The organism is Micromonospora sp. SCSIO 07396, assembly GCF_053667945.1.
On the sequence record NZ_CM132210.1, the window covers coordinates 2,124,671 to 2,144,620 of the forward strand.

A 19,950-nucleotide genomic window follows, 5' to 3' on the forward strand; every position below is an offset into this window, starting at 1 on the left:
TCGGGTCCGCCCGGAAGGGACGACCGGGCGGTGGTCGGGAACCCTCAGCCGGTGGCGACGGGCGTGCCGACCGGGGTCAGCCCGGTGGCGGCCCGGTAGCGGACCGGGATCGGGTCGGTCAGCGCGCCGACGAACTCCCCGTCGACGTGGTCGAGGAACCCGATCAGGGACCAGTCGCCGGTGGGGCCGGCGACCAGCCGGGGCGCGTACAGGTGCGGGTGCGGGAACGGGCGGGCCGCGGCGACGTCCCACGGGCCGCGTACGTCGTGCCCCTCGACCGCCCAGATCCGGTGGCCGTCGCGGCGGGTGCCGGCGGCGTCGGTGGAGAACAGCAGCAGCGGTTGCCCGTCCACGACGGCGACCTGCGGCACCTCCAGGTGCCCGAATCCGGCGGGCACCGACAGCGGCGGTTGCACGGTCCAGTGCAGCAGGTCCGGTGAGGTGGCGTGCCCGACGACGCCCCGGGCCTCGGTCGGGCCGGTGTTCACCCGGGCGGTGATCAGCATGTGCCAGCCGTCGCCGTCCGGGTCGGGGAACACCCACGGGTCACGCCAGGCCTGCTCGTACCACAGCGTCCGGTCGAGCAGCTCGTACCAGGTGGGGTCGGCCTCGACCAGCGGTCCGGTGCCGTGCCGGTGCCAGGTGGTCAGGTCGTCGGAGACGGCCAGGCCGATCCGCTGCACCAGCCCGTCCTCGGCCCGACCGACCCCGGTGTAGAACAGGTACCACCGCCCGTCCGGGCCGCGCACCGTGCACCCCGTCCAGGTCGCGAGGTCGTCCCAGCTCGGCGCGTCGGCCGGCACGATCGCGTCGGCGACGAGCTGCCAGGTGCGCAGGTCCGTGGAGACGGCGTGGCCGATCGTGGCGCGGCGGTGCCGGCGGTGCGGGTCGTGCAGGGCGCGGGAGGCGCGCAGGAAGAACGCGTGCCACCGGTCGGTGTCGTCCCGGGCGTACCAGCTGTCCCACACCCAGTGGTCGGGTAGACGTAGCATGCCGGGGAAGCTAGCACTAAATCGTTTTAGCGGCCAGGTCGGCCCTGCTACGACGACCTGCGCTGGCGTGGTCGACGGGCGGTGGGGGAGGGCTATCCGGCCGGGGCGGCCAGCGAGCGGCGGCGGCGCAGCGGCATGGGCACGAGTGACGGCGTGGCCCCGCCGCCGTCGAGCAGGACCTCGACCGCCCGCCGCCCCATCTGCTCGTGCGGCAGCGCGGTGGTGGACAGGCCGGGCCGCAGCCAGGCGGCGATCGGGTCGTCATCGAACGAGACCACCGAGATGTCGTCCGGGACGGTCAGCCCCGCCTCGGCGAGCGCCTGGTAGGCGCCGAAGGCCAGCCGGTCGTTCATACAGATGATCGCGGTGGGCCGGGTCGGCCGGCCCAGCAGCGTCCGCATGGCGGCGTAACCGTGCTCGGGCAGCCACTCGGCGCAGAAGCACTCGGTCAGCAGGTCGGCCCCGGCGTCCTCCAGCGCCCGGTGGACGCCGCGCAGCCGGGCCCGCGCGGCGAGGGAGACCTCGGCGTCGTCCTCCTTGAGCCGGTTGCGGCCGATCAGTGCGATCCGGTCCCGGTGGCCGTGGTCGAGCAGGGCGGTGGCGACCGTACGGCCGGCCCGCTCGTCGTCGGGGAGCACACAGGGCAGGTCGTCGGGGCTGGTGGCGTTGAGCAGCACCACCGGGCCGCCGAGGATGGCCGGGGGCACGGTCAGCCGGCGGGTGGCCATCGCGGCGTAGATCACGCCGTCGACCTGCCGGTCGAGCATCGCCTCGATGGCGTACTGCTCGAAGGTGGCGTCGCCCTGCGTCTCGGTGATGAGCAGCACGTGGTCCCGCTCCCGGGCCGCGTCGAGCGCGCCCCGGATGAGGCCGCCGGCGAACCGGGTGGTGGCGACGATGTCGGAGACGAACGCGATGGTGGCGGTCTTGCGGGTACGCAGGCTGCGGGCCGCCAGGTTGGGCCGGTAGCCGAGTTCCTCGGCGGCGGCGAAGACGCGCTGGTGCGCCTCGGCCGACAGCCGGGTGCCCTCCCGGCCGTTGAGGACCATCGACGCGGCGGTCTTGGACAGCCCGGCCCGCCGCGCGACGTCGGCCAGGGTTGCTCTGTTGCGGCCCATCAGTCCTCCGAATCGCCGGCGGCGTCGCGGCCGCGCTCCCGCCCATCATGATGCGTGGTCCGACCCCGGCCCGGTGGCGGTGGTCACCCGGGGTGTGTGTCGGTCACCACCCGCGACGGCCGGTGGGGCGGGCGGGCGAGCGTGAACCGGATGTTTCCTGACCGTTGCCGTTTGCTTCTTGACAGCTCAGGTCGCCGCGCGCATGCTCTGCTAAATCAGTTTAGCGGCTACTTTTGGCAGGTCGGGTGGCACCCTCGGTGACCCTCGGCATGGTCATCGGTAACGACATCGCGTGCTGCGGCGGCACGCCGACGGCGACGTACTGTTGCGGCTGGTCACCCACCGTGATGGTCTGCCGGCCCGGCCCGCACTGCCGCCGGGGCACGCACGGAAGAGTCGAGGAGTCCTCAATTGGCTACACCACTGGCAAGGTTCTCCCGCCGGACGGCGCTCCTGGCCCCCGTCCTGGCGTTGGGGCTGGCCGCGACGGCGTGCAGCGCCCCCGGGGCCGACGACGCGCCGAGCACCGGCGGCGACGCCACCGTCAGCACCGAGCTGGGCAGCGACCCGATCACCCTGGAGATGTACGCCGAGACCGGCTTCCCGCTGGCCAAGGCGCTGGCCGACGAGTTCACCAAGCAGCACCCGAACGTGAAGTTCAACATCCGTGAGGACCAGTTCACGGTCATCGTGGAGAACGCGCCCCGGGTGATGGCCTCGGACAACTCGCCCGACATCATCCGGCTCCCCACGATGGTCGACCTGGTCAAGGACGACCTGCTGAAGAACCTCGACCCGTACTTCGACGCGTACGGCTGGGACAAGTTCCCCGCCTCCCAGCTGGTGCAGCTGCGGGTCGGCGACGGCGGCACCACCCGGGGCACCGGGTCGCTGTGGGGGATGGGCCTCGGCTACAGCGTCACCGGGGTGTTCTACAACAAGAAGCTGGCCGAGCAGGTCGGGATGACCCAGCCGCCGGCCACCATCGCCGAGTTCGAGGAGCTGCTGGCCAAGGCCAAGTCGGCCGGGGTGCAGCCGATCATGCAGTTCAACAAGAACACCGCCGGCATCAACTTCCCGCACCAGGCGTTGCAGAACCAGTTCGGCGACCCGGCCCAGGTGGCCGACTGGATCTTCCAGAAGCCGGGCGCGACGTTCGACACCCCGGCCGCGCTCAAGGCCACCCAGACCATCCAGAAGTGGGCCCAGGCCGGCTACTTCCCGAAGGACGCCAACGCGCTGGACTACGCGAGCATGGTGGGCGAGTTCCAGAAGAACAACGGCCTGTTCATGTTCAACGGTGACTGGGAGTCGGCCAACCTCGACAAGACGATGCCGGGCAACGTCGGCTTCTTCCTGTTCCCGACCGAGTCGGCCGGCGGCAAGCACGTGGCGATGTCCGCCCCGAACACCTTCGGCATCGGCGCCAAGGCCAAGAACCCCGACGCCGCCGCGTACTTCCTGAACTGGGCGCACACCAACGCCACCGCCCGCGAGATCGCGGTCAAGATCGGCGGCTCCAGCCCGGGTGGCCCGAGCGACCTGCCCGTGCCCGCCGCCGCCCCCGGCACCGTGCTGGCCGAGACGCTCAAGGCCTCCCAGCAGCTCGGCGAGGAGAACGGCGCGGTGGACTTCACCGCCAACGCCACCGGTGGCATCTTCGCCGCGGCGATCACCCCCGAGATGCAGAAGCTGATCGCCGGTCAGCAGACCCCCGAGGGGTACGTGAAGGCGGTCCAGGCCGAGTACGCGAAGGAACTGTCCCGATGACGTCTGCCCTCGGCAGCGCACCGGCCGGGCGGGGCGGGCCGGTGTCCACACCGACCCGTCCCACCCGTCCCTCCGCCGCGCGGGCCCCCCGGAAACGGTGGGCCCGCGCGGGCGGGACGGGCTGGCTCTTCGTCCTGCCCGCCGTGCTGATGTACGCGGTGTTCGTGCTGCGTCCGCTCGCGCTCACCATCCAGTACTCGTTCTACAACTGGAACGGCATCGGGGTGGCCCGCTGGGCCGGGCTGGACAACTACCTCACCGTGTTCACCGACAGCGACCTGTTGAAGATCATCGGAAACGCGCTGGTCCTGATCGTCTTCTTCAGCTTCGTCCCGGTCGCGCTCGGCCTGCTGGTGGCCAGCCTGGTCCGCCGGATCACCACCGGCGCGTTCGGCACCGTCGTCCGCACGGTGCTGTTCCTGCCCCAGGTCATCCCGCTGGTCGCGGCGGGCATCGCGTGGAGCTGGCTGCTCTCGACGAACGGGCTGATCAACCAGGTGCTGCGTGCGGTCGGCCTGGGCGGGGTGGCCCGCGCCTGGCTCGGTGACTTCGACACCGCGCTGCCCGCCGTCGGTGTCATCGGCGCCTGGGTGCTGCTCGGCCTCTGCACGATCCTGCTGGTCACCGGTATGAGCAAGATCGACCCCGCGCTGTACGAGGCGGCCCGCCTCGACGGCGCCGGCCCGGTCCGCGAGTTCTTCGCCGTCACCCTGCCCAGCCTGCGTCAGGAGATCGGCGTCTGCCTCACGGTGACCATCATCGCCGCCCTGGCCAGCTTCGACATCGTCTACATCTCGACCAGCGGCGGCCCCGGCCTGCAGACCACGGTGCCCGGCCTGGAGATCTACCGGCTGGCCTTCTCGCAGCGGCAGGTCGGCCTCGCCTCGGCGCTGGCCGTCGTGCTGATGCTGCTGGTGCTGCTCTGCGTGCTGCCGATCCAGCGACTGACCCGGGGGGACAAGTCATGAACCTGAGCCGGCGCGAGAACCTGACCGGCCGGGTCTTCCTGCTCGTCCTGGTCGTGGTCACCCTGCTGCCGTTCGTCAGCATGCTCTCCGCGGCGTTGCAGCCCCGGGGCACCGTGCCCAGCGGCCTGGCCTGGCCGTCGGACCCGCAGTGGGGCAACTTCGCCGACGCGTTCACGGTGGCGAACATGGGCGCGCTGCTGCGCTCCAGCCTGCTCATCGTGGCCGGCGTGGTGCCGGTCTCGGTGCTGATCGCCACGATGGCCGGTTTCGGGCTGGGTCAGCTGCGGGTCCCCGGTGGCCGGATCGTGTTCGGTCTGCTGCTGCTCGGGCTGACCCTGCCGTTCGAGGCGGTGGTCACCCCGCTCTACTACCAGATGCAGGATCTCGGCCTGCTCAACACCAGGTGGGCGATCATCCTGCCGTTGATCGGGCTCTACATGCCGTTCGCGGTCTTCTGGATGCGGGCCCACTTCAGCAACGTGCCGGTCGAGTTGTCCGAGGCGGCCCGGGTCGACGGCAGCACCACCTGGCAGCTGTTCTGGCGGGTCCAGGTGCCGCTGGCCCGCCCGGCCATCGCGTCGCTGACCATCCTGATGTTCCTCTGGACGTGGAACCAGTTCCTGCTGGCCATCGTCCTGGTCGACGACCCGGCCAAGCGGACGATGGCGGGTGCGCTCGGGGCGTTCCAGGGACAGTGGGGCACCGACCTGGTGCTGCTGTGCGCCGGCTCGCTGCTGATCCTCACCCCGACCCTGATCGTCTTCCTGATCTTCCAGCGTCAGTTCATCAAGGCCCTGATCCAGGGCTCTCTGAAGGGATAGCAGTGGCCCCGCAGATCCACGGCGACGCCGACGAACGGTACGGGCGGGTGGCCGACGTCTTCCGCGAGAACTTCACCGACCGGGGGGAGGTCGGCGCGGCGGTCACCGTCTACGTCGGCGGTCGCCGGGTCGTCGACCTGTACGGCGGGACCGCCGACCCGCGCACCGGCCGGCCCTGGACGGCCGACACCCCGGTCGTCGTGTTCTCCTGCACGAAGGGCATCCTGGCGGTCTGCGCCTACCTGCTGGTGCAGCAGGGCCGGCTCGACCTGGACGCGCCGGTCACCCGCTACTGGCCGGAGTTCGGCCAGCAGGGCAAGGCCGACATCCCGGTGCGCTGGCTGCTCACCCACCAGTCCGGCCTGCCCGCGCTCGACCGCCCGTTGACCCTCGACGAGGTGCTCGCCTGGGACCCGGTGATCACGGCGATCGAGGCCCAGGCCCCGCTGTGGGAGCCGGGCACCGCACACAGCTACCACCCGATGACCTACGGCTGGCTGATCGGCGAGGTGATCCACCGGATCACCGGCCAGCTGCCCGGCGCGTTCATCAGTGACGCCCTGGCGACGCCGCTGGGCCTGCGCACCTGGCTGGGGCTGCCGGCCGCCGAACGGGACACGGTCGCCTGGAACGTCGCCCCGCCGCCCGAGGCGGAGCCGTTCGTCGACCCGGTGGCCGACCGGGGGATCACCATGGGCGGCGCATTCGCGTTCCCCGCCGACGACGCCGGCCTGGTCAGCTTCAACGACCCCGCCATCCGGGCCGCCGGAATCCCGGGCGCGGGCGCGGTGAGCACGGCCGACGGGTTGGCCCGGCTCTACGCCGCCTGCGTGTCGCCGGTGGTGGGACCGCCCCTGCTCGAGCCGGCGTCGATCGACGACGCGACCGTCGTACGGTCCCGGGGCCAGCAGCGGCACGGGCCGCCGGACACCGGCCAGCGCTGGGGCACCGGTTTCCTGCTGCACTCCCCGCCGGCCCGGCCGCTGCTGTCCGAGCGCAGCTTCGGCCACGACGGCGCGGGCGGCAACCTCGGCTTCGGCGACGACGCCCACCAGGTCGGCTTCGGCTACGTGGTGAACCAGATGCAGGGCATGGGTGACGAACGCGCCAACCTGCTGACCGCCGCCCTGCGGGCCTGCCTGGACGACTGACCGGCCGGACCCGACGCGTCGCGCCCCGGGCGTCCCGACGAGGGACACCCGGGGCGCGCTGCCGTCGGCCGCCGCGCCGGCTCAGCGGCCGGTGGGCGCCGGCTTGCGCTGGGCCAGCAGCCAGCGCAGGATGCGGCCGTCCTCGTAGGTGGGCCCGAACGCGGCGTGGTAGTCCGGGAGGGTGAACGCCGAGTCGGCGTACTCGGTGTAGCGGACCAGGTCGGCGATCTGCGCCGGGGTCCTGCCCCGGGACTCGTACGCCTGCCGCAGCGCGGTCGCGGAGTTGCGGGCGCCCGCGACGGGGAGCAGGTGGTCGTGCTCGCCGTGGGTGATCCAGACCGGTACCCCGGCGGCGGCGATCGCGGTGGCCTGGCCGGCGTCGACGGGGAAACCCCCGGTGACCAGCCCGCCGGCGAACAGGTCCGGCCGCTTGGCGAACGCCTCCCACAGCAGCTGCGAGCCGTACGACACGGTGGTCGCGTAGACCCGGCGGCGGTCTACGGCGTACTCGTCGACGAAGCTGTCGAGCAGCTTGACCAGCAGGTCGGCCTCGGCCACGCCGCCGACCCGCTGGTGCTGCGGGGCCAGCACGATCACGTCCTCGCGGCTGCCGGTCCAGCCCGGCTGCGACCAGGCGGTCGCCGGGATGTCGGCGGCGAGTTGGACGCCGAGGTTGTCGCCGTCCCAGCCCATCCCGTGACCGGGCAGGACGACCATCAGCGGGTAGCTGCGGCCCGGCCGGTAGTCGCGCGGCAGCCGGTAGTGGTAGGGCAGCACGGTGCCGGCGCTGACGAACGAGCCGGAGCGGAACGCGTCGACCTCGCGGTCGACAGGCGGCTCGGTGACCGGTCGGGACTCACCCGGGGTCGCCCTGGCCAGCACCGGGCCCCTGCCGAGGCCCCGGCCGGGCTGGGCGTGCACGTCCTTGCGCTGCACCACCCGGGTGGGCAGCTCGGGGTTGACCTTCACCGAGCAGAGGAACGTCGGGCACTTGGAGACGATGACCGTCCAGCCGCCGGGGTCGGCCGGGTCCAGCTCGACGATGACGTACCGGCCGGGGGCCGAGCGGTGGTCGGGGCGCAGGGCCGGCGCACTGTTGGTGTAGGTGCGGGTGACCGTGCGGTCGGCGAGCTTCGGCAGGTCCTCGATGGGGTTGAAGCGGAAGTTGTAGATCGTGTCGGCCACGGTGAAGGTGCCGTTGTCCAGGGTGCGGGGGTTGACCGTCGCGCCGTACTCGACGGCCACCGCGGAGACCTTCTGGCCGTAGGTGTAGACGGTGGTGATCGGGGTGATGCTGCGGATCGCGCCCCGGCCGCCGCGGTCGGCGTCGGGCGCGGCGTACGCGACGCCGGCGGGGGCGAGCAGCGCGAGTGTGGTGACGAGCGGGATCAGTCCGGTGCGCAGTCTCATCCGGGTCCTTTCCTGGGGACACGGCCGCCCGACGCCGGTTGGTCCGGCTCGCCGGTCGCCGGGTCGGGTTCCGGTCCGGCGTCGACCGACTATGCAGAAAGGACGGTCGCTAAACTGATTTAGCAGAGCATGGTCGTCGGCCCGCGTCGTGTCAATGGCGAGCCCGTAACAAGCCGGAAACCTGGCGTGACGATCGCGTCGGCGTGCTCCGGCCCGGTGGCCGGCCTCCGGTGCGGGGTGCCGCGAACCGGTTCGCTGGCCAGGGCCCCGGCGGTCGGTCGGGCCCGGCGGACGGGTGATCCACGCGGTGTGCCCCGTTACGAGACCGTGACGTCCGGATTTCCGGGGGACTGTTGACGGCGGCGATGTGAGCGCTAACACTACCCCGAAAGGTGACAGGTGGTCCCCGCAGTCGGCGGGAGTTCCGGAGAGGAGAAACCTGTGCGCAGGAAATTCCTGGTCGCGCTCGGCGGCGCGGCACTGGCGTTCAGCCTGGCCGCGTGCAGCGGCGGGGGTGCCGGCAGCGGCGGTGACACCAGCGACAAGAAGCCCGCCGACCTGACCATCGGCGTCTCCATGCCGACCCAGACCTCGGAGCGGTGGATCGCCGACGGCAAGGCGGTCAAGGAGAAGCTGGAGGCCAAGGGCTACAAGGTCGACCTCCAGTACGCCGGCGACGACATCCCCACCCAGTCCCAGCAGGTCGACCAGATGATCACCCAGGGCGCGGACGTCCTGATCATCGCGGCGATCGACGGCACCGCGCTCAGCGGCCAGTTGGACGCCGCCGCCGCCGCGAAGATCCCGGTCATCTCCTACGACCGGCTGCTGCTGGGCAACAAGAACGTCGACTTCTACGTCAGCTTCGACAACTACAAGGTTGGCGTCGCCCAGGCGACCGCCCTGCTGGTGGGCCTCGGCCTGCAGACCAAGGACGGCGGCAAGGGCACCGCGACCGGCCCGTTCAACGTCGAGCTGTTCGCCGGCTCGCTGGACGACAACAACACCCAGTACTTCTGGGGCGGGGCGATGGACACCCTCAAGCCGTTCATGGACAACGGCACGCTGAAGGTCAAGTCCGGCCAGACCCGCATCGAGCAGGCGGCGATCCTGCGCTGGCAGCAGGAGACCGCGCAGAAGCGGATGGAGGACCTGCTCACCTCCGGCTACAACGACGGCACCGTGGTCAACGGGGTGCTGTCGCCGTACGACGGCATCTCCCGGGGCATCATCACCGCCCTGCAGAACGCCGGCTACGGCAAGGGCGCCAAGAAGCTGCCCGTGGTGACCGGTCAGGACGCCGAGATCGCGTCGGTCAAGCTGATCAACGACGGGGTGCAGAGCTCGACCGTCTTCAAGGACACCCGACTGCTCGCCGAGCAGGCCGTCATCGCGGCCGAGGCGTTCCTGCAGGACAAGGAGCCGCAGGCCAACGACACCACGACCTACAACAACAAGGTCAAGGTCGTCCCGTCGTACCTGCTGCCGATCGAGACCGTCTACAAGGACGACATCACCAAGGTGCTCGTCGACTCCGGTTACTGGTCGGCCGACGAGGTCGCCGCCGGTCAGGCCAAGAAGTAAGTCGGTCGTCGGGCGCGGCGGTCACGGCCGCCGCGCCCGACGCATCGTGAGCCCGCCTCAGGCTTCGACGATCAGGACGCTGACCATGGACGACACCATCCTCGAGATGCGACGCATCACGAAGACCTTCCCCGGGGTGACCGCGCTGGCCGACGTCTCCCTCGCGGTGCGCCGGGGAGAGATCCACGCCATCTGCGGCGAGAACGGCGCCGGCAAGTCCACCCTGATGAAGGTGCTCTCCGGGGTGCACCCGACCGGGTCGTACGACGGCGAGATCGTGCTGGACGGCAAGCCGGTGCACTTCCGGGGCATCCGCGACAGCGAGTCCCAGGGCGTCGTCATCATCCACCAGGAACTCGCCCTGGTGCCGCACCTGTCGATCGCCGAGAACATCTTCCTCGGCAACGAGCGGCGCGGCCCGGGTGGCCTCATCGACTGGAACCGCGCCAACGCCGAGGCCGCCGAGCTGCTGGCCTCGGTGGGCCTGCACGAGAACCCGGTCACCCCGGTCATCCAGCTCGGCGTCGGCAAGCAGCAGTTGGTCGAGATCGCCAAGGCGCTGTCCAAGAAGGTCCGGCTGCTCATCCTGGACGAGCCGACCGCCGCGCTCAACGACATCGACTCCGCCCACCTGCTCGACCTGCTGCGCCGGCTGAAGGGTCAGGGCATCACCTGCATCCTGATCTCGCACAAGCTCAACGAGGTCACCGCGATCGCCGACGCGACCACGGTCATCCGGGACGGGCGCACCGTGGAGACCCTCTCGCTGGCCTCCGGGGAGGTCACCCAGGAGCGGATCATCCGGGGCATGGTCGGCCGGGACCTGGACAGCTTCTATCCCGACCGGGTCTCGTCACCGGGGGAGGAGGTGCTGCGCATCGAGAACTGGAGCGTGCGCCACCCCACCCAGGACCGGCTCGTCGTCGACGACGCCAGCCTGGACGTCCGCGCCGGTGAGGTGGTCGGCATCGCCGGGCTGATGGGTGCCGGGCGTACCGAGCTGGCGATGAGCGTGTTCGGCCGCTCGTACGGTCGGGACGTGCGCGGCCGGCTGTTCGTGCGGGGCCGGGAGGTCCGGGCGAACAGCGTCGCGGAGGCCATCGAGCACGGCATCGCCTACGTCACCGAGGACCGCAAACGGTTCGGTCTCAACCTCATCGACGACGTACGGCGCAACGTCTCCGCCGCCGCGCTGGGCCGGCTGGCCCGCCTCGGCTGGGTCAACGGCAACGAGGAGATCAAGGTCGCCGAGCAGAGCCGGCGCGACATGAACATCAAGACGACCAGCGTGATGGCCGTGGTGGGCAAGCTCTCCGGCGGCAACCAGCAGAAGGTCGTCCTGTCGAAGTGGCTGTTCACCAACCCCGACGTGCTGATCCTGGACGAGCCGACCCGGGGCATCGACGTCGGGGCGAAGTTCGAGATCTACACGATCGTCAACCGGCTCGTCGCCGAGGGCAAGGCGGTGATCCTGATCTCCTCGGAGCTGCCGGAGCTGCTCGGCATGTGCGACCGCATCTACACCCTCGCCGCCGGCCGGATCACCGGCCAGGTGCCGGTGGCCGAGGCGACCCAGGAGAACCTCATGGATCTGATGACGAAGGACAAGGAGCGCGTGGGATGACCAGCGTCAAGACCTCATCGCCGCCGTCCCCGCCGCCCACCGGGAAGAGCCCGGGCGTCGCCCTGCACGCCGGCACCAGCGACCTGCGCGCGCTGGTCATGAACAACCTGCGGCAGAGCGGCATCTACGTCGCCCTGGTCGTCATCGTCGGGCTCTTCGCCGTGCTCACCGACGGGGTGTCGCTGAGCCCCGGCAACATCACCAACATCGTGCTCCAGTACTCCTACATCCTGGTGCTGGCGATCGGCATGGTCATCATCATCATCGGCGGGCACATCGACCTGTCGGTGGGTTCGGTGGTGGCGCTGACCGGGGCGGTCTCCGCCGTACTGGTGATCCGGGAGGGCTTCCCCTGGTGGGTGGGCATCCTGGCCGCGGTGGCCGTCGGGGTCGCGGTCGGCGCGTGGCACGGCTTCTGGGTGGCGTACGCCGGCATCCCGGCCTTCATCGTGACGCTCGCCGGCATGCTGCTGTTCCGGGGCCTGACCCTGCGGGTGCTGGACAACATCTCGCTGTCCCCGTTCCCCGCCGACTACCAGCAGGTCGCGGCCGGGTTCCTCAACGGCCTGCTCGGCGGGGAGGGCTTCGACGCGTTCACCCTGCTGATCGGCGTGATCGCGGTGGCCGGTTACGCGGTGAGCGGCTTCCGGACCCGGGTGGCCCGGGTCCGCTACCAGCAGCCGGTGGAGTCGTTCCCGCTGTTCGTGGCCCGGGTGGTGCTGGTGGGCGCGGTCATCATGTACTTCGCCTGGCAGTTGGCGCACGCCCGGGGCCTGCCGATCGTCCTGATCATCCTGGCCGCGCTGGTGCTGGTCTACGGCCTGCTCACCCGGCGTACGGTCTTCGGCCGGCAGGTCTACGCGATCGGCGGCAACCTCTCGGCGGCGATGCTGTCCGGGGTCAAGGTGCGCACGGTCAACTTCTGGATGTTCGTCAACATGGGCTTCCTGGCGGCGGTGGCCGGGGTGATCTACTCCTCGCGCTCCAACGGCGCGCAGCCCGCCGCCGGCAACATGTTCGAGCTCGACGCGATCGCCGCCGCGTTCATCGGCGGCGCGGCGGTCACCGGCGGGGTCGGCACCGTGGTCGGCGCGATGGTCGGCGGTCTGATCATGGCGGTGATGAGCAACGGGATGCAGCTCATGGGCATCGACCAGTCCATCCAGTCGGTGGTCAAGGGCCTCGTGCTGCTCGTCGCCGTGGCCTTCGACGTCTACAACAAGCGTCGCGCCGGCGCCTCCCGCTGACCGATGCCGCGGCACCCGCCGCGTCGTACCCCCTCGCCCGGACACCCCGGGTCGGGTCGGACAGTTCCGACCCGACCCGGGGTGTCGGCATTTGCGCTAGTCGATCGTGTCCGCGCTGTTTCAGCTTGACGAGCATCATGTTATCGCTCACAGTCTATGGATAGCTGAAGCCGTTCCCGCAGCGGCTGGTCGGCAGCCCCGACCCATCGCTGCGCCGCGTCGGGCGCCATCGCGGACGCGCCGCCGAGTGAACGTTGACATCGGCAGGCTTCGAACAATGCGACGACGGTGGCCCCGGGCCGGAACCGGGGCCACCGTCGATCGACCGTTGGTGAGGGAGGGTCATGGTAGCCATGGGACAGGTGCCGGTCACGGTCCGGCGACGGCGCGGCTGGTGGTCACGGGTCGTCGCCGCGCTGATGACGCTGCTGGTCGGCGGTGGGCTCGTCGTGGTCCAGTCGACCGGGGCGGCGGCGGCCACGGTGGACACCACCGCCTGGTACGTGCTGGTCAACCGCAACAGCGGCAAGGCGCTGGACGTGTACAACTTCGCCACCAACGACGGCGCGCGGATCACCCAGTGGACCCGTGGCGACGGCACCAACCAGCAGTGGCAGTTCGTCGACTCCGGCGGCGGCTACTACCGGTTGAAGTCGCGCCTGTCGGGCAAGGTCCTCGACGTCTACAACCTCTCCACCGCCGACGGCGCGTCGATCGTGCAGTGGACCGACGGCAACGGCACCAACCAGCAGTTCCGGCTGGCCGACTCGGCCGACGGCTACGTCCGGCTGCTCAACCGCAACAGCGGCAAGGCGGTCGAGGTGCAGAACGCCTCCACCGCCGACGGCGGCAACATCGTCCAGTACACCGACTGGGGCGGCACCAACCAACAGTGGCAGCTCGTCCGGGTCGACGGCGGCACCACCCCGACCACGCCGCCGCCCACCACGCCCCCGGCGAGCGGCTCGTTCACCAACCCGGTGGTGTGGCAGGACTTCGCCGACGTCGACATCATCCGGGTCGGCGACGCGTTCTACCTGTCCGCCTCGACCATGCACTACTCGCCCGGCGCCCCGATCCTGCGCTCGTACGACCTGGTCAACTGGGAGTTCGCCGGTCACTCGGTGCCCAAGCTGGACTTCGGTGCCAAATATGACATGTCCGGCGCTCGGGCGTACGTCAACGGGATCTGGGCGTCGACGCTGAACTACCGCCCGAGCAACCGCACCTACTACTGGGCCGGCTGCATCGACTTCGCCAAGACCTACATCTACACCGCCACCGCCGTCGACGGGGCCTGGAACCAGCACTCCACCATCAACAAGTGCTACTACGACGCCGGCATGCTGGTCGACGACAACGACACCATGTACGTCGCCTACGGCAACACCCAGATCAGCGTGGCGCAGCTGTCGGCGGACGGCAAGAGCGAGGTCCGCAGCCAGCAGGTGTTCTCCACCCCGTCGAGCGTGGGCACCCTGGAGGGGGCCCGGTTCTACAAGCGCAACGGCAGCTACTACATCTGGCTCACCCGGCCGGCCAACGGGCAGTACGTGCTGAAGTCGTCGAGCCCGTTCGGCCCGTACGAGATGCGTCAGGTGCTGCTCAACATGCCGGGCCCGATCTCCGGCGGCGGCGTGCCGCACCAGGGCGGCCTGGTGCAGACCCCGGCCGGCCAGTGGTACTACATGTCGTTCGTCGACGCCTACCCCGGTGGGCGGGTACCGGCGCTGGCCCCGATCACCTGGACCGCCGACGGCTGGCCGCAGATCCAGACGGTCAACGGCGGCTGGGGCGCCTCGTACCCGAACCCGCTGCCGACCCGACCGGTCAAGCCGCTGACCGGCACCGACACCTTCAGCGGCAGCACCCTCGGCCCGCAGTGGGAGTGGAACCACAACCCGGACAACACCAAGTGGTCGGTCAACAACGGCCTGCGCCTGCAGACCGCCACCGTCACCAACGACCTGTACAGCGCCCGGAACACGGTCACCCACCGGATCCAGGGGCCGACCTCCACCGCCACCGTCGAACTCGACTACTCGGCGCTGCGCGACGGCGACCGGACCGGGCTGGCGGTGCTCCGCAACTCGTCGGCCTGGATCGGCGTCCGGCGCGACAACGGGGCCACCCGGGTGTCGATGACCAACAACCTCACCATGGACGGCAGTTGGCGGACCACCAACACCGGCACCGAGATAGCGTCCGCCCCGGTCAGCGGGGGCCGGATCTGGCTGCGGGCCACCGCCGACATCCGTCCCGGCTCCGGTCGGCAGGCCCGGTTCTCCTACAGCACCGACGGGGTCACCTTCACCGCGCTGGGCAACGCGCTGACCCTCGACAGCACCTGGCAGTTCTTCATGGGCTACCGGTTCGCCCTGTTCAACCACGCCACCCAGGCCCTCGGCGGCACCAGCACGATCCGTCAGTTCCAGCTCAGCACCCCCTGACCCGACCCGGGGCGCGGCAGCGGAGCAACCGGGCCGCCCGTACCGTCGGCACCGCCACGCGGGCGGCCCGCCGCGTCGGGCCGTCGGCCGGCACGCACACGACGGGGCCGCCCCCTCGCAGGGGCGGCCCCGTCCGCTGCACCGCCGGTCCCGCACCGTCTCGCCAGCGGTGCGGGACCGGCGGTGGTCCCTACGGGTTGGCGACGAACCGCCAGCGGTTGTCCGCGCTGCCGTTGTCGGAGTCCTGCACGGCCTGCGCCCCCTGGGCGGTCGAGCCGTTGAGGATGCCGAGCAGCTTCCCGCTGTTGACGTTACGGATCTTGTAGGTGCCGTCACCCTGGCTCAGCAGGGTCCACCGGTGGTCGGCGGTGCCGTTGTCCGCCCACTGCAGCACGCGGGCGTTGTCGGCGGTGGACATGTTCTCCACGCCGAGGACCTTGCCGCTGTTGACGTTGCGGAACCGGACCGCGTCGCCGTCGGTCACCACCACCCAGTTGTGGTCGGCGGTGCCGGTGTCACCCCACTGCAGGGCCAGCCCGCCGTCGGCGGTGGACATGTTCTGGATGCCGAGAACCAGGCCACTGCCCACGTTGACGATCCGGGTGCTGCCGCCGGTGCTGCCGCCACTGGTGCTCCAGTAGACGGTGTAGTTGAAGCCGTGCGCGTCGTAGAACGGCCCGAGGTTGACCGTGGAGCCGTTCGCGGTGGCGGTGAACGCCAGGGTGCTGGTGCTCGTCCGGGTCACCGACGAGGTGTTCAACGACGGCAGGGCGCTCAGGCCGGTGTTGCCGTAGTTGCCGGCGAGCACCGCCGGGCCGTACGTGAGGGCCGCGACGTTGGCGTTGTCGTTGCTCGGCTGCACGACGACCTTCATCGGCAGCCGTACGGTGACGGTGTCCCCGGCCGCCCAGGTGCGGGTGACCGTGGCGTAGCTGCCGGGGGTGGTGGCGACGCCCTGCGTCTCGCCGTTGACGGCGATCGTCGCGCCGGTGGCCCAGGCCGGGATCCGGACCCGGATGCTCCACGAGCCGCTCATCGACCCGGAGAGGGTGAGCGTGCTGGTGTCGCTGGCCGGGTAGCTGGTGCTCTGGGTGACCGTGATCCCGCGCTGCGACCAGGTCAGCACCGACGGCACGAACAGGTTCACCGTCAACGTGGTGTCGTTGTAGAAGTAGATCGAGTCCATCAGCTTGGTGTTCGCCTCGATACCGGTGCCCTGACAGCACCAGAACGAGTTGTAGTCGGTGCTCCAGGTGCCGCCGCCCCAGGCCGGGCCGACGCCCCGGCGGCCACCCGGCTTGAGCGGGGTGAAGTAGGTGACGTGGCCGTGGCCGTCGGCCGGGTTCTGCGCGCCGACGACGTGGTTGAGCAGGGCACGCTCGTAGAAGTCGAAGTACGCGACCCGGTTCGGGTCGAGCAGCCACAGCTCCCGGGTCAGCTTGAGCATGTTGTGGGTGTTGCAGTGCTCGCAGGTGTCGTTGGTCAGGTAACCGGCGATCGCGTTCGGCGGCCGGAAGTGCTCGGCCTGGCTGTTGCCGCCGATGACGTAGCTGTGCGCGTTGACGGTCATGTTCCACGCGTTGCCGGCGATGTCCCGGTACCGGGTCGTGCCGGTCGCCTTGAACTCCCGCGCCGCGCCGATCCACTTGGGCACCTGGGTGTTGGCGTGCTTGCCGTTGAGCTGGTCGGAGTTGCTGGCGAGCGGGTTGAACACGCCCGCGTGGTCGAACCGCTGGGCGACGGTGAGCCAGCGCCCGTCGCCGGTGTGCTGGTAGATGTCGGTCAGCGCCTCGTTCATGCCGCCGAACTCGGTCTCCAGCATCGCCTGCATCTGGTTGTAGCTCAGCCGCGACGTGCGGGTGTCGACCCAGCCGGCCAGCGCCAGCAGCACCGTGCGGGCCTGCGTGTTGCCGATGTAGCGCCACACGTCGAGCAACCCCATGAGGGTCTTGTGGATGCAGTAGTAGGGCACGTTGCCGTTGGACAGCGTCCGGGCCTCCAGCGCCGCGAAGTCCGACTCGGGGAAGCCGGACAGGTAACCCGCGGTGAACCCGGCCGCGCCGTTGTTGGCCTGACACTTCGCCAGCTCGGCCACCATGTAGTTGGCCTTGTCCCGGCAGGTGGTGTCGCCCAGCACCGCGTACGCCTGCGCCCAGGCGGTGAGGAAGTGCCCCTGCATGTGGGTGCGGAACGGGAAGGACGGCGCGTCCCAGCCCCCGTTGGTCGCGGCCCCGTTGGTGCCCAGCCGGTGGTTGGCCCGGAAGTTGTAGAGCATCCGGTCGACGTCGACGAACCGCAGGTAGCTCAGCGTCCGGTTCTGGTTGTCCAGCAGCCGGCCGGCGGTCAACCGGACCTGACCCAGCTCGAACGGGTACGCCGAGACGCCCAGGTCGGCGCGGACCGGGGGGACCACCAGTGCCGCACCGGCCGGCCCGGACCCGAGCAGGGTGCCACCTGCGGCGGAGGCGAGCGCGGTGGCGCCGGCGGCCTGGAGAAGCTGGCGTCGGTTGAGAGACGGGACGGACATGGGAACCTCCAGCGGACCGGATCACGGGCGAGCGCCCGTCCGGATGGTCGTACGGACGGTGGTGTCGGGTGGTGGGTGCCGGCCCGCCCCGGTGGGGCGGGGCGGGCCGGCGGAACGGTCAGCCGCGCGGCGGGGTCACGCGGGGGTACAGGTCAGGTCGGTCGGTGGCTGGTTGCTGCCGGTGGTCGAGCTGATGTAGCCGACGGTGGTGGAGCCACCCGCCCCGAGCTGCCCGTTGTAGGCGGCGTTGGTGACGGTCACCTGGTTGCCCTGCTGGGTCAGGGTGCCGTTCCACGCCTGGGCCACCGTCTGCCCGCTGGGCAGGGTGAACGACACCCGCCAGCCGGTGATCGGGGTGGACCCGTTGGTGATGGTCAGCTTGCCCTCGAAGCCGCCCTGCCAGGTGTTGACCACGGTGTTGGTGGCCGTGCAGGCCGTCCCGGAGGGGGTCGTCGGAGCCGGCGTCGTCGGGGCCGGGGTCGTCGGGGTGGGGGTGGGGGTCGCGGTGGGCGTCGTGGTGGGCGTCGTGGTCGGGGTGGGCGTCGGCGTGGTGCCGCCGCCGCTGAACTGCCACCAGTTGACGTTGAACAGGGTGCCGCTGCCGCCGGTGAACCGCAGGTACATGTCGTGGGTGCCGGTCGCGCCGGACACCGGACAGGAGACGGTCTGCCAGTTCTGCCAGCCACCGGTGACCGGCACGGAGCAACTGGCCACCCGGGTGCCGGTGGCGCTGTCCAGCCGGACCTCGATGGTGCCGCCGCTGCCGGCCGAGGCCACCCGGGCGTTGAAGGACGTCGCGCCGGAGCCGAAGCCGACCCCCTTGACCTTGATGTAGTCGCCGTTCTCGATGAAGCCGACGTTCATCCCGCCCTCGCTGGACGCCTCCGTCTCGATCCCGGAGCCCCAGGCGATGGTCTCGGCCTCCTGCCGCACGTACGGGTTGAGGGTGCCGATCTGCGGCGCGCCGGTGCTGGTCATGTTGATCGTCGGGATGGTGCCGTTGGCGCCGTAGCTGAACTTCTCCACCGCGACCGACCGGGTGTAGCCGCCACCGCCGGGCAGCGCGCCGTTGTGGTAGAAGAAGTACGACCCGCCGTTGAAGTCGACGATCCCGGCGTGGTTGGTGAAGCTGCCGCCCTGCCGGGGCATGACCGTGCCCCGGTAGGTCCACGGCCCGGTGGGTCCGGGCGCCGTGGAGTAGCCGATGAACTCCGAGCAGCACTCGGCGGCGAACACGTTGTAGTAGGTCCCGTTGCGCTTGAAGACCCAGGGGCCCTCCTCGTAGAGGGTGGGGCGGGTGGCGTTGCCGTTACGGGTGCCGTATCCGGCGGTGGTCAGCGGGATCTTGGTGACACTGCCGGAGTACGAGATCATGTCGGCGTTCAGCTTGACGTACCACAGGTTGGGGTTGCCCCAGTAGAGGTACGCCTGCCCGTCGTCGTCGATGAAGACGGTGGGGTCGATCTCGCCGTTGGCCGCCAGCGGCCGGCCGATGGCGTCCCGGAACGGGCCGGTGGGACTGTCGCTGACCGCCACCCCGATGGCCATCGAGTTGGTCGACTTCGCGGTCACCGGCACGTACCAGTAGAACTTGCCGTTGCGGGCGATGACCTGGCCGGCCCAGGCGTCGGCCTTGGCCCAGCTGAAGGTGGCGACGTTGAGCGGCGAGCCGTGGTCGGTCCAGTTGACCATGTCGGCGGAGGACCAGACCCGCCACTCCTTCATGGTGAACCAGGTCGAGCCGTCCTCGTCGTGGCCGGTGTAGAGGTACACCCGTCCGTTGTGCACCAGCGGGGCCGGGTCGGCGGTGTAGATGTGCTGGACGATGGGGTTGTCGGCCTTGGCGGTGCCGGCCGGGAGCAGGGTCGAGACCAGGAGCAGGGCCGCCAGCCAGGCGAGGGTACGCCGAAGTCGGGTCAGCGGTGGCAGTGCGGGTTTCACCAGTACCTCCCAGTGTGGGCGATGCGTGTCGTGGGGCGTCACGCCTCGGTGGCCTCCCCGGACTCCGCCGACGCTCCGGCCCTGCGCCGGTGCTGTCGGAACTCGTCCGGGTTGCCCGCCGTGCGGGTACGCAGGTGTGGCGTCACGGTCGGCGATCGCGCTCCCGGCCGGCCGGCTACGGCACTGCGGTCGGCGCGCGGTCGCGTCAGGACCCCACCGTGGCGGTGGACGACGTGCGCCGGGGGATCCGGGTACGTCGAGGTGTCGATGCGACCCGGCGGCGTGCAGCGTCCACGGAGGTGCCCGGAGGTGTCCCACCGACGTCGCCCGTGCCCGCACTCCGCTCC

Annotated in this window: 13 protein-coding genes; 8 read left to right on the top strand and 5 right to left on the bottom strand. The window is 70.6% G+C overall.

Going from position 1 to position 19,950, the window contains the following annotated elements; translation table 11 throughout:
* Nucleotides 1-44 precede the first annotated feature (44 nt).
* Together ACWCHM_RS08975 and ACWCHM_RS08980 are read right to left on the bottom strand one after the other, a co-directional pair.
* On the bottom strand, nucleotides 45-992 hold the full coding sequence (locus ACWCHM_RS08975; RefSeq protein ID WP_204960355.1) for a family 43 glycosylhydrolase: 948 nt from the start codon (nucleotides 990-992) through the stop codon (nucleotides 45-47).
* 92 nt (nucleotides 993-1,084) lie between these two features.
* Nucleotides 1,085-2,110 (bottom strand): LacI family DNA-binding transcriptional regulator, encoded by a 1,026-nt coding sequence (locus ACWCHM_RS08980; protein WP_454222055.1) that lies wholly within the window; start codon nucleotides 2,108-2,110, stop codon nucleotides 1,085-1,087.
* A 411-nt stretch (nucleotides 2,111-2,521) separates the two neighbouring features.
* On the opposite strand from ACWCHM_RS08980, the gene ACWCHM_RS08985 reads away from it, so the two are divergent.
* The 4 genes from ACWCHM_RS08985 to ACWCHM_RS09000 are packed head-to-tail and all read left to right on the top strand — an operon-like array spanning nucleotide 2,522 to nucleotide 6,820.
* Nucleotides 2,522-3,880, top strand: a complete 1,359-nt coding sequence (locus ACWCHM_RS08985) for an ABC transporter substrate-binding protein (RefSeq protein ID WP_281896666.1) — start codon at nucleotides 2,522-2,524, stop codon at nucleotides 3,878-3,880.
* Entirely contained in the window at nucleotides 3,877-4,848 is a 972-nt protein-coding gene (locus ACWCHM_RS08990; protein ID WP_204960358.1) for a carbohydrate ABC transporter permease, read from the top strand. Before ACWCHM_RS08985 ends, ACWCHM_RS08990 begins: the two co-directional genes overlap by 4 nt.
* Nucleotides 4,845-5,669: a carbohydrate ABC transporter permease gene (locus ACWCHM_RS08995; protein WP_454222056.1), complete on the top strand. Its 825-nt coding sequence runs from the start codon at nucleotides 4,845-4,847 to the stop codon at nucleotides 5,667-5,669. Before ACWCHM_RS08990 ends, ACWCHM_RS08995 begins: the two co-directional genes overlap by 4 nt.
* A 2-nt stretch (nucleotides 5,670-5,671) precedes the next feature.
* A complete protein-coding gene (locus ACWCHM_RS09000) occupies nucleotides 5,672-6,820 on the top strand; it encodes a serine hydrolase domain-containing protein (RefSeq protein ID WP_454222057.1) in 1,149 nt (382 codons plus the stop codon).
* An 81-nt stretch (nucleotides 6,821-6,901) separates the two neighbouring features.
* Here the strand turns inward: ACWCHM_RS09000 and ACWCHM_RS09005 are convergent, their stop codons facing one another.
* On the bottom strand, nucleotides 6,902-8,230 hold the full coding sequence (locus ACWCHM_RS09005; RefSeq protein WP_454222059.1) for a hypothetical protein: 1,329 nt from the start codon (nucleotides 8,228-8,230) through the stop codon (nucleotides 6,902-6,904).
* 441 nt (nucleotides 8,231-8,671) lie between these two features.
* Here ACWCHM_RS09005 and chvE point away from each other — a divergent pair, with 441 nt between their 5' ends.
* From chvE to ACWCHM_RS09025, 4 genes are all read left to right on the top strand, one after another.
* Nucleotides 8,672-9,814: a multiple monosaccharide ABC transporter substrate-binding protein gene (gene chvE / locus ACWCHM_RS09010; RefSeq protein ID WP_204960361.1), complete on the top strand. Its 1,143-nt coding sequence runs from the start codon at nucleotides 8,672-8,674 to the stop codon at nucleotides 9,812-9,814.
* Nucleotides 9,815-9,899: 85 nt separating this feature from the next.
* Nucleotides 9,900-11,438 carry a multiple monosaccharide ABC transporter ATP-binding protein gene (gene mmsA, locus ACWCHM_RS09015; protein ID WP_204960362.1) on the top strand — a complete coding sequence of 513 codons (1,539 nt, stop codon included), beginning with the start codon at nucleotides 9,900-9,902 and terminating at the stop codon, nucleotides 11,436-11,438.
* Nucleotides 11,435-12,685: a multiple monosaccharide ABC transporter permease gene (gene mmsB / locus ACWCHM_RS09020; protein WP_204960363.1), complete on the top strand. Its 1,251-nt coding sequence runs from the start codon at nucleotides 11,435-11,437 to the stop codon at nucleotides 12,683-12,685. The genes mmsA and mmsB overlap by 4 nt, the downstream gene beginning before the upstream one ends.
* Before the next feature lie 344 nt (nucleotides 12,686-13,029).
* Complete coding sequence (locus ACWCHM_RS09025) at nucleotides 13,030-15,135, top strand: family 43 glycosylhydrolase (RefSeq protein WP_204960364.1); 2,106 nt, start codon at nucleotides 13,030-13,032, stop codon at nucleotides 15,133-15,135.
* A gap of 190 nt (nucleotides 15,136-15,325) precedes the next feature.
* Here the strand turns inward: ACWCHM_RS09025 and ACWCHM_RS09030 are convergent, their stop codons facing one another.
* Together ACWCHM_RS09030 and ACWCHM_RS09035 are read right to left on the bottom strand one after the other, a co-directional pair.
* A complete protein-coding gene (locus tag ACWCHM_RS09030; protein ID WP_204960365.1) occupies nucleotides 15,326-17,662 on the bottom strand; it encodes a beta-L-arabinofuranosidase domain-containing protein in 2,337 nt (778 codons plus the stop codon).
* A 135-nt stretch (nucleotides 17,663-17,797) separates the two neighbouring features.
* A complete protein-coding gene (locus ACWCHM_RS09035) occupies nucleotides 17,798-19,603 on the bottom strand; it encodes a family 43 glycosylhydrolase (RefSeq protein ID WP_281896681.1) in 1,806 nt (601 codons plus the stop codon).
* Between the last annotated feature and the right edge of the window lie 347 nt (nucleotides 19,604-19,950).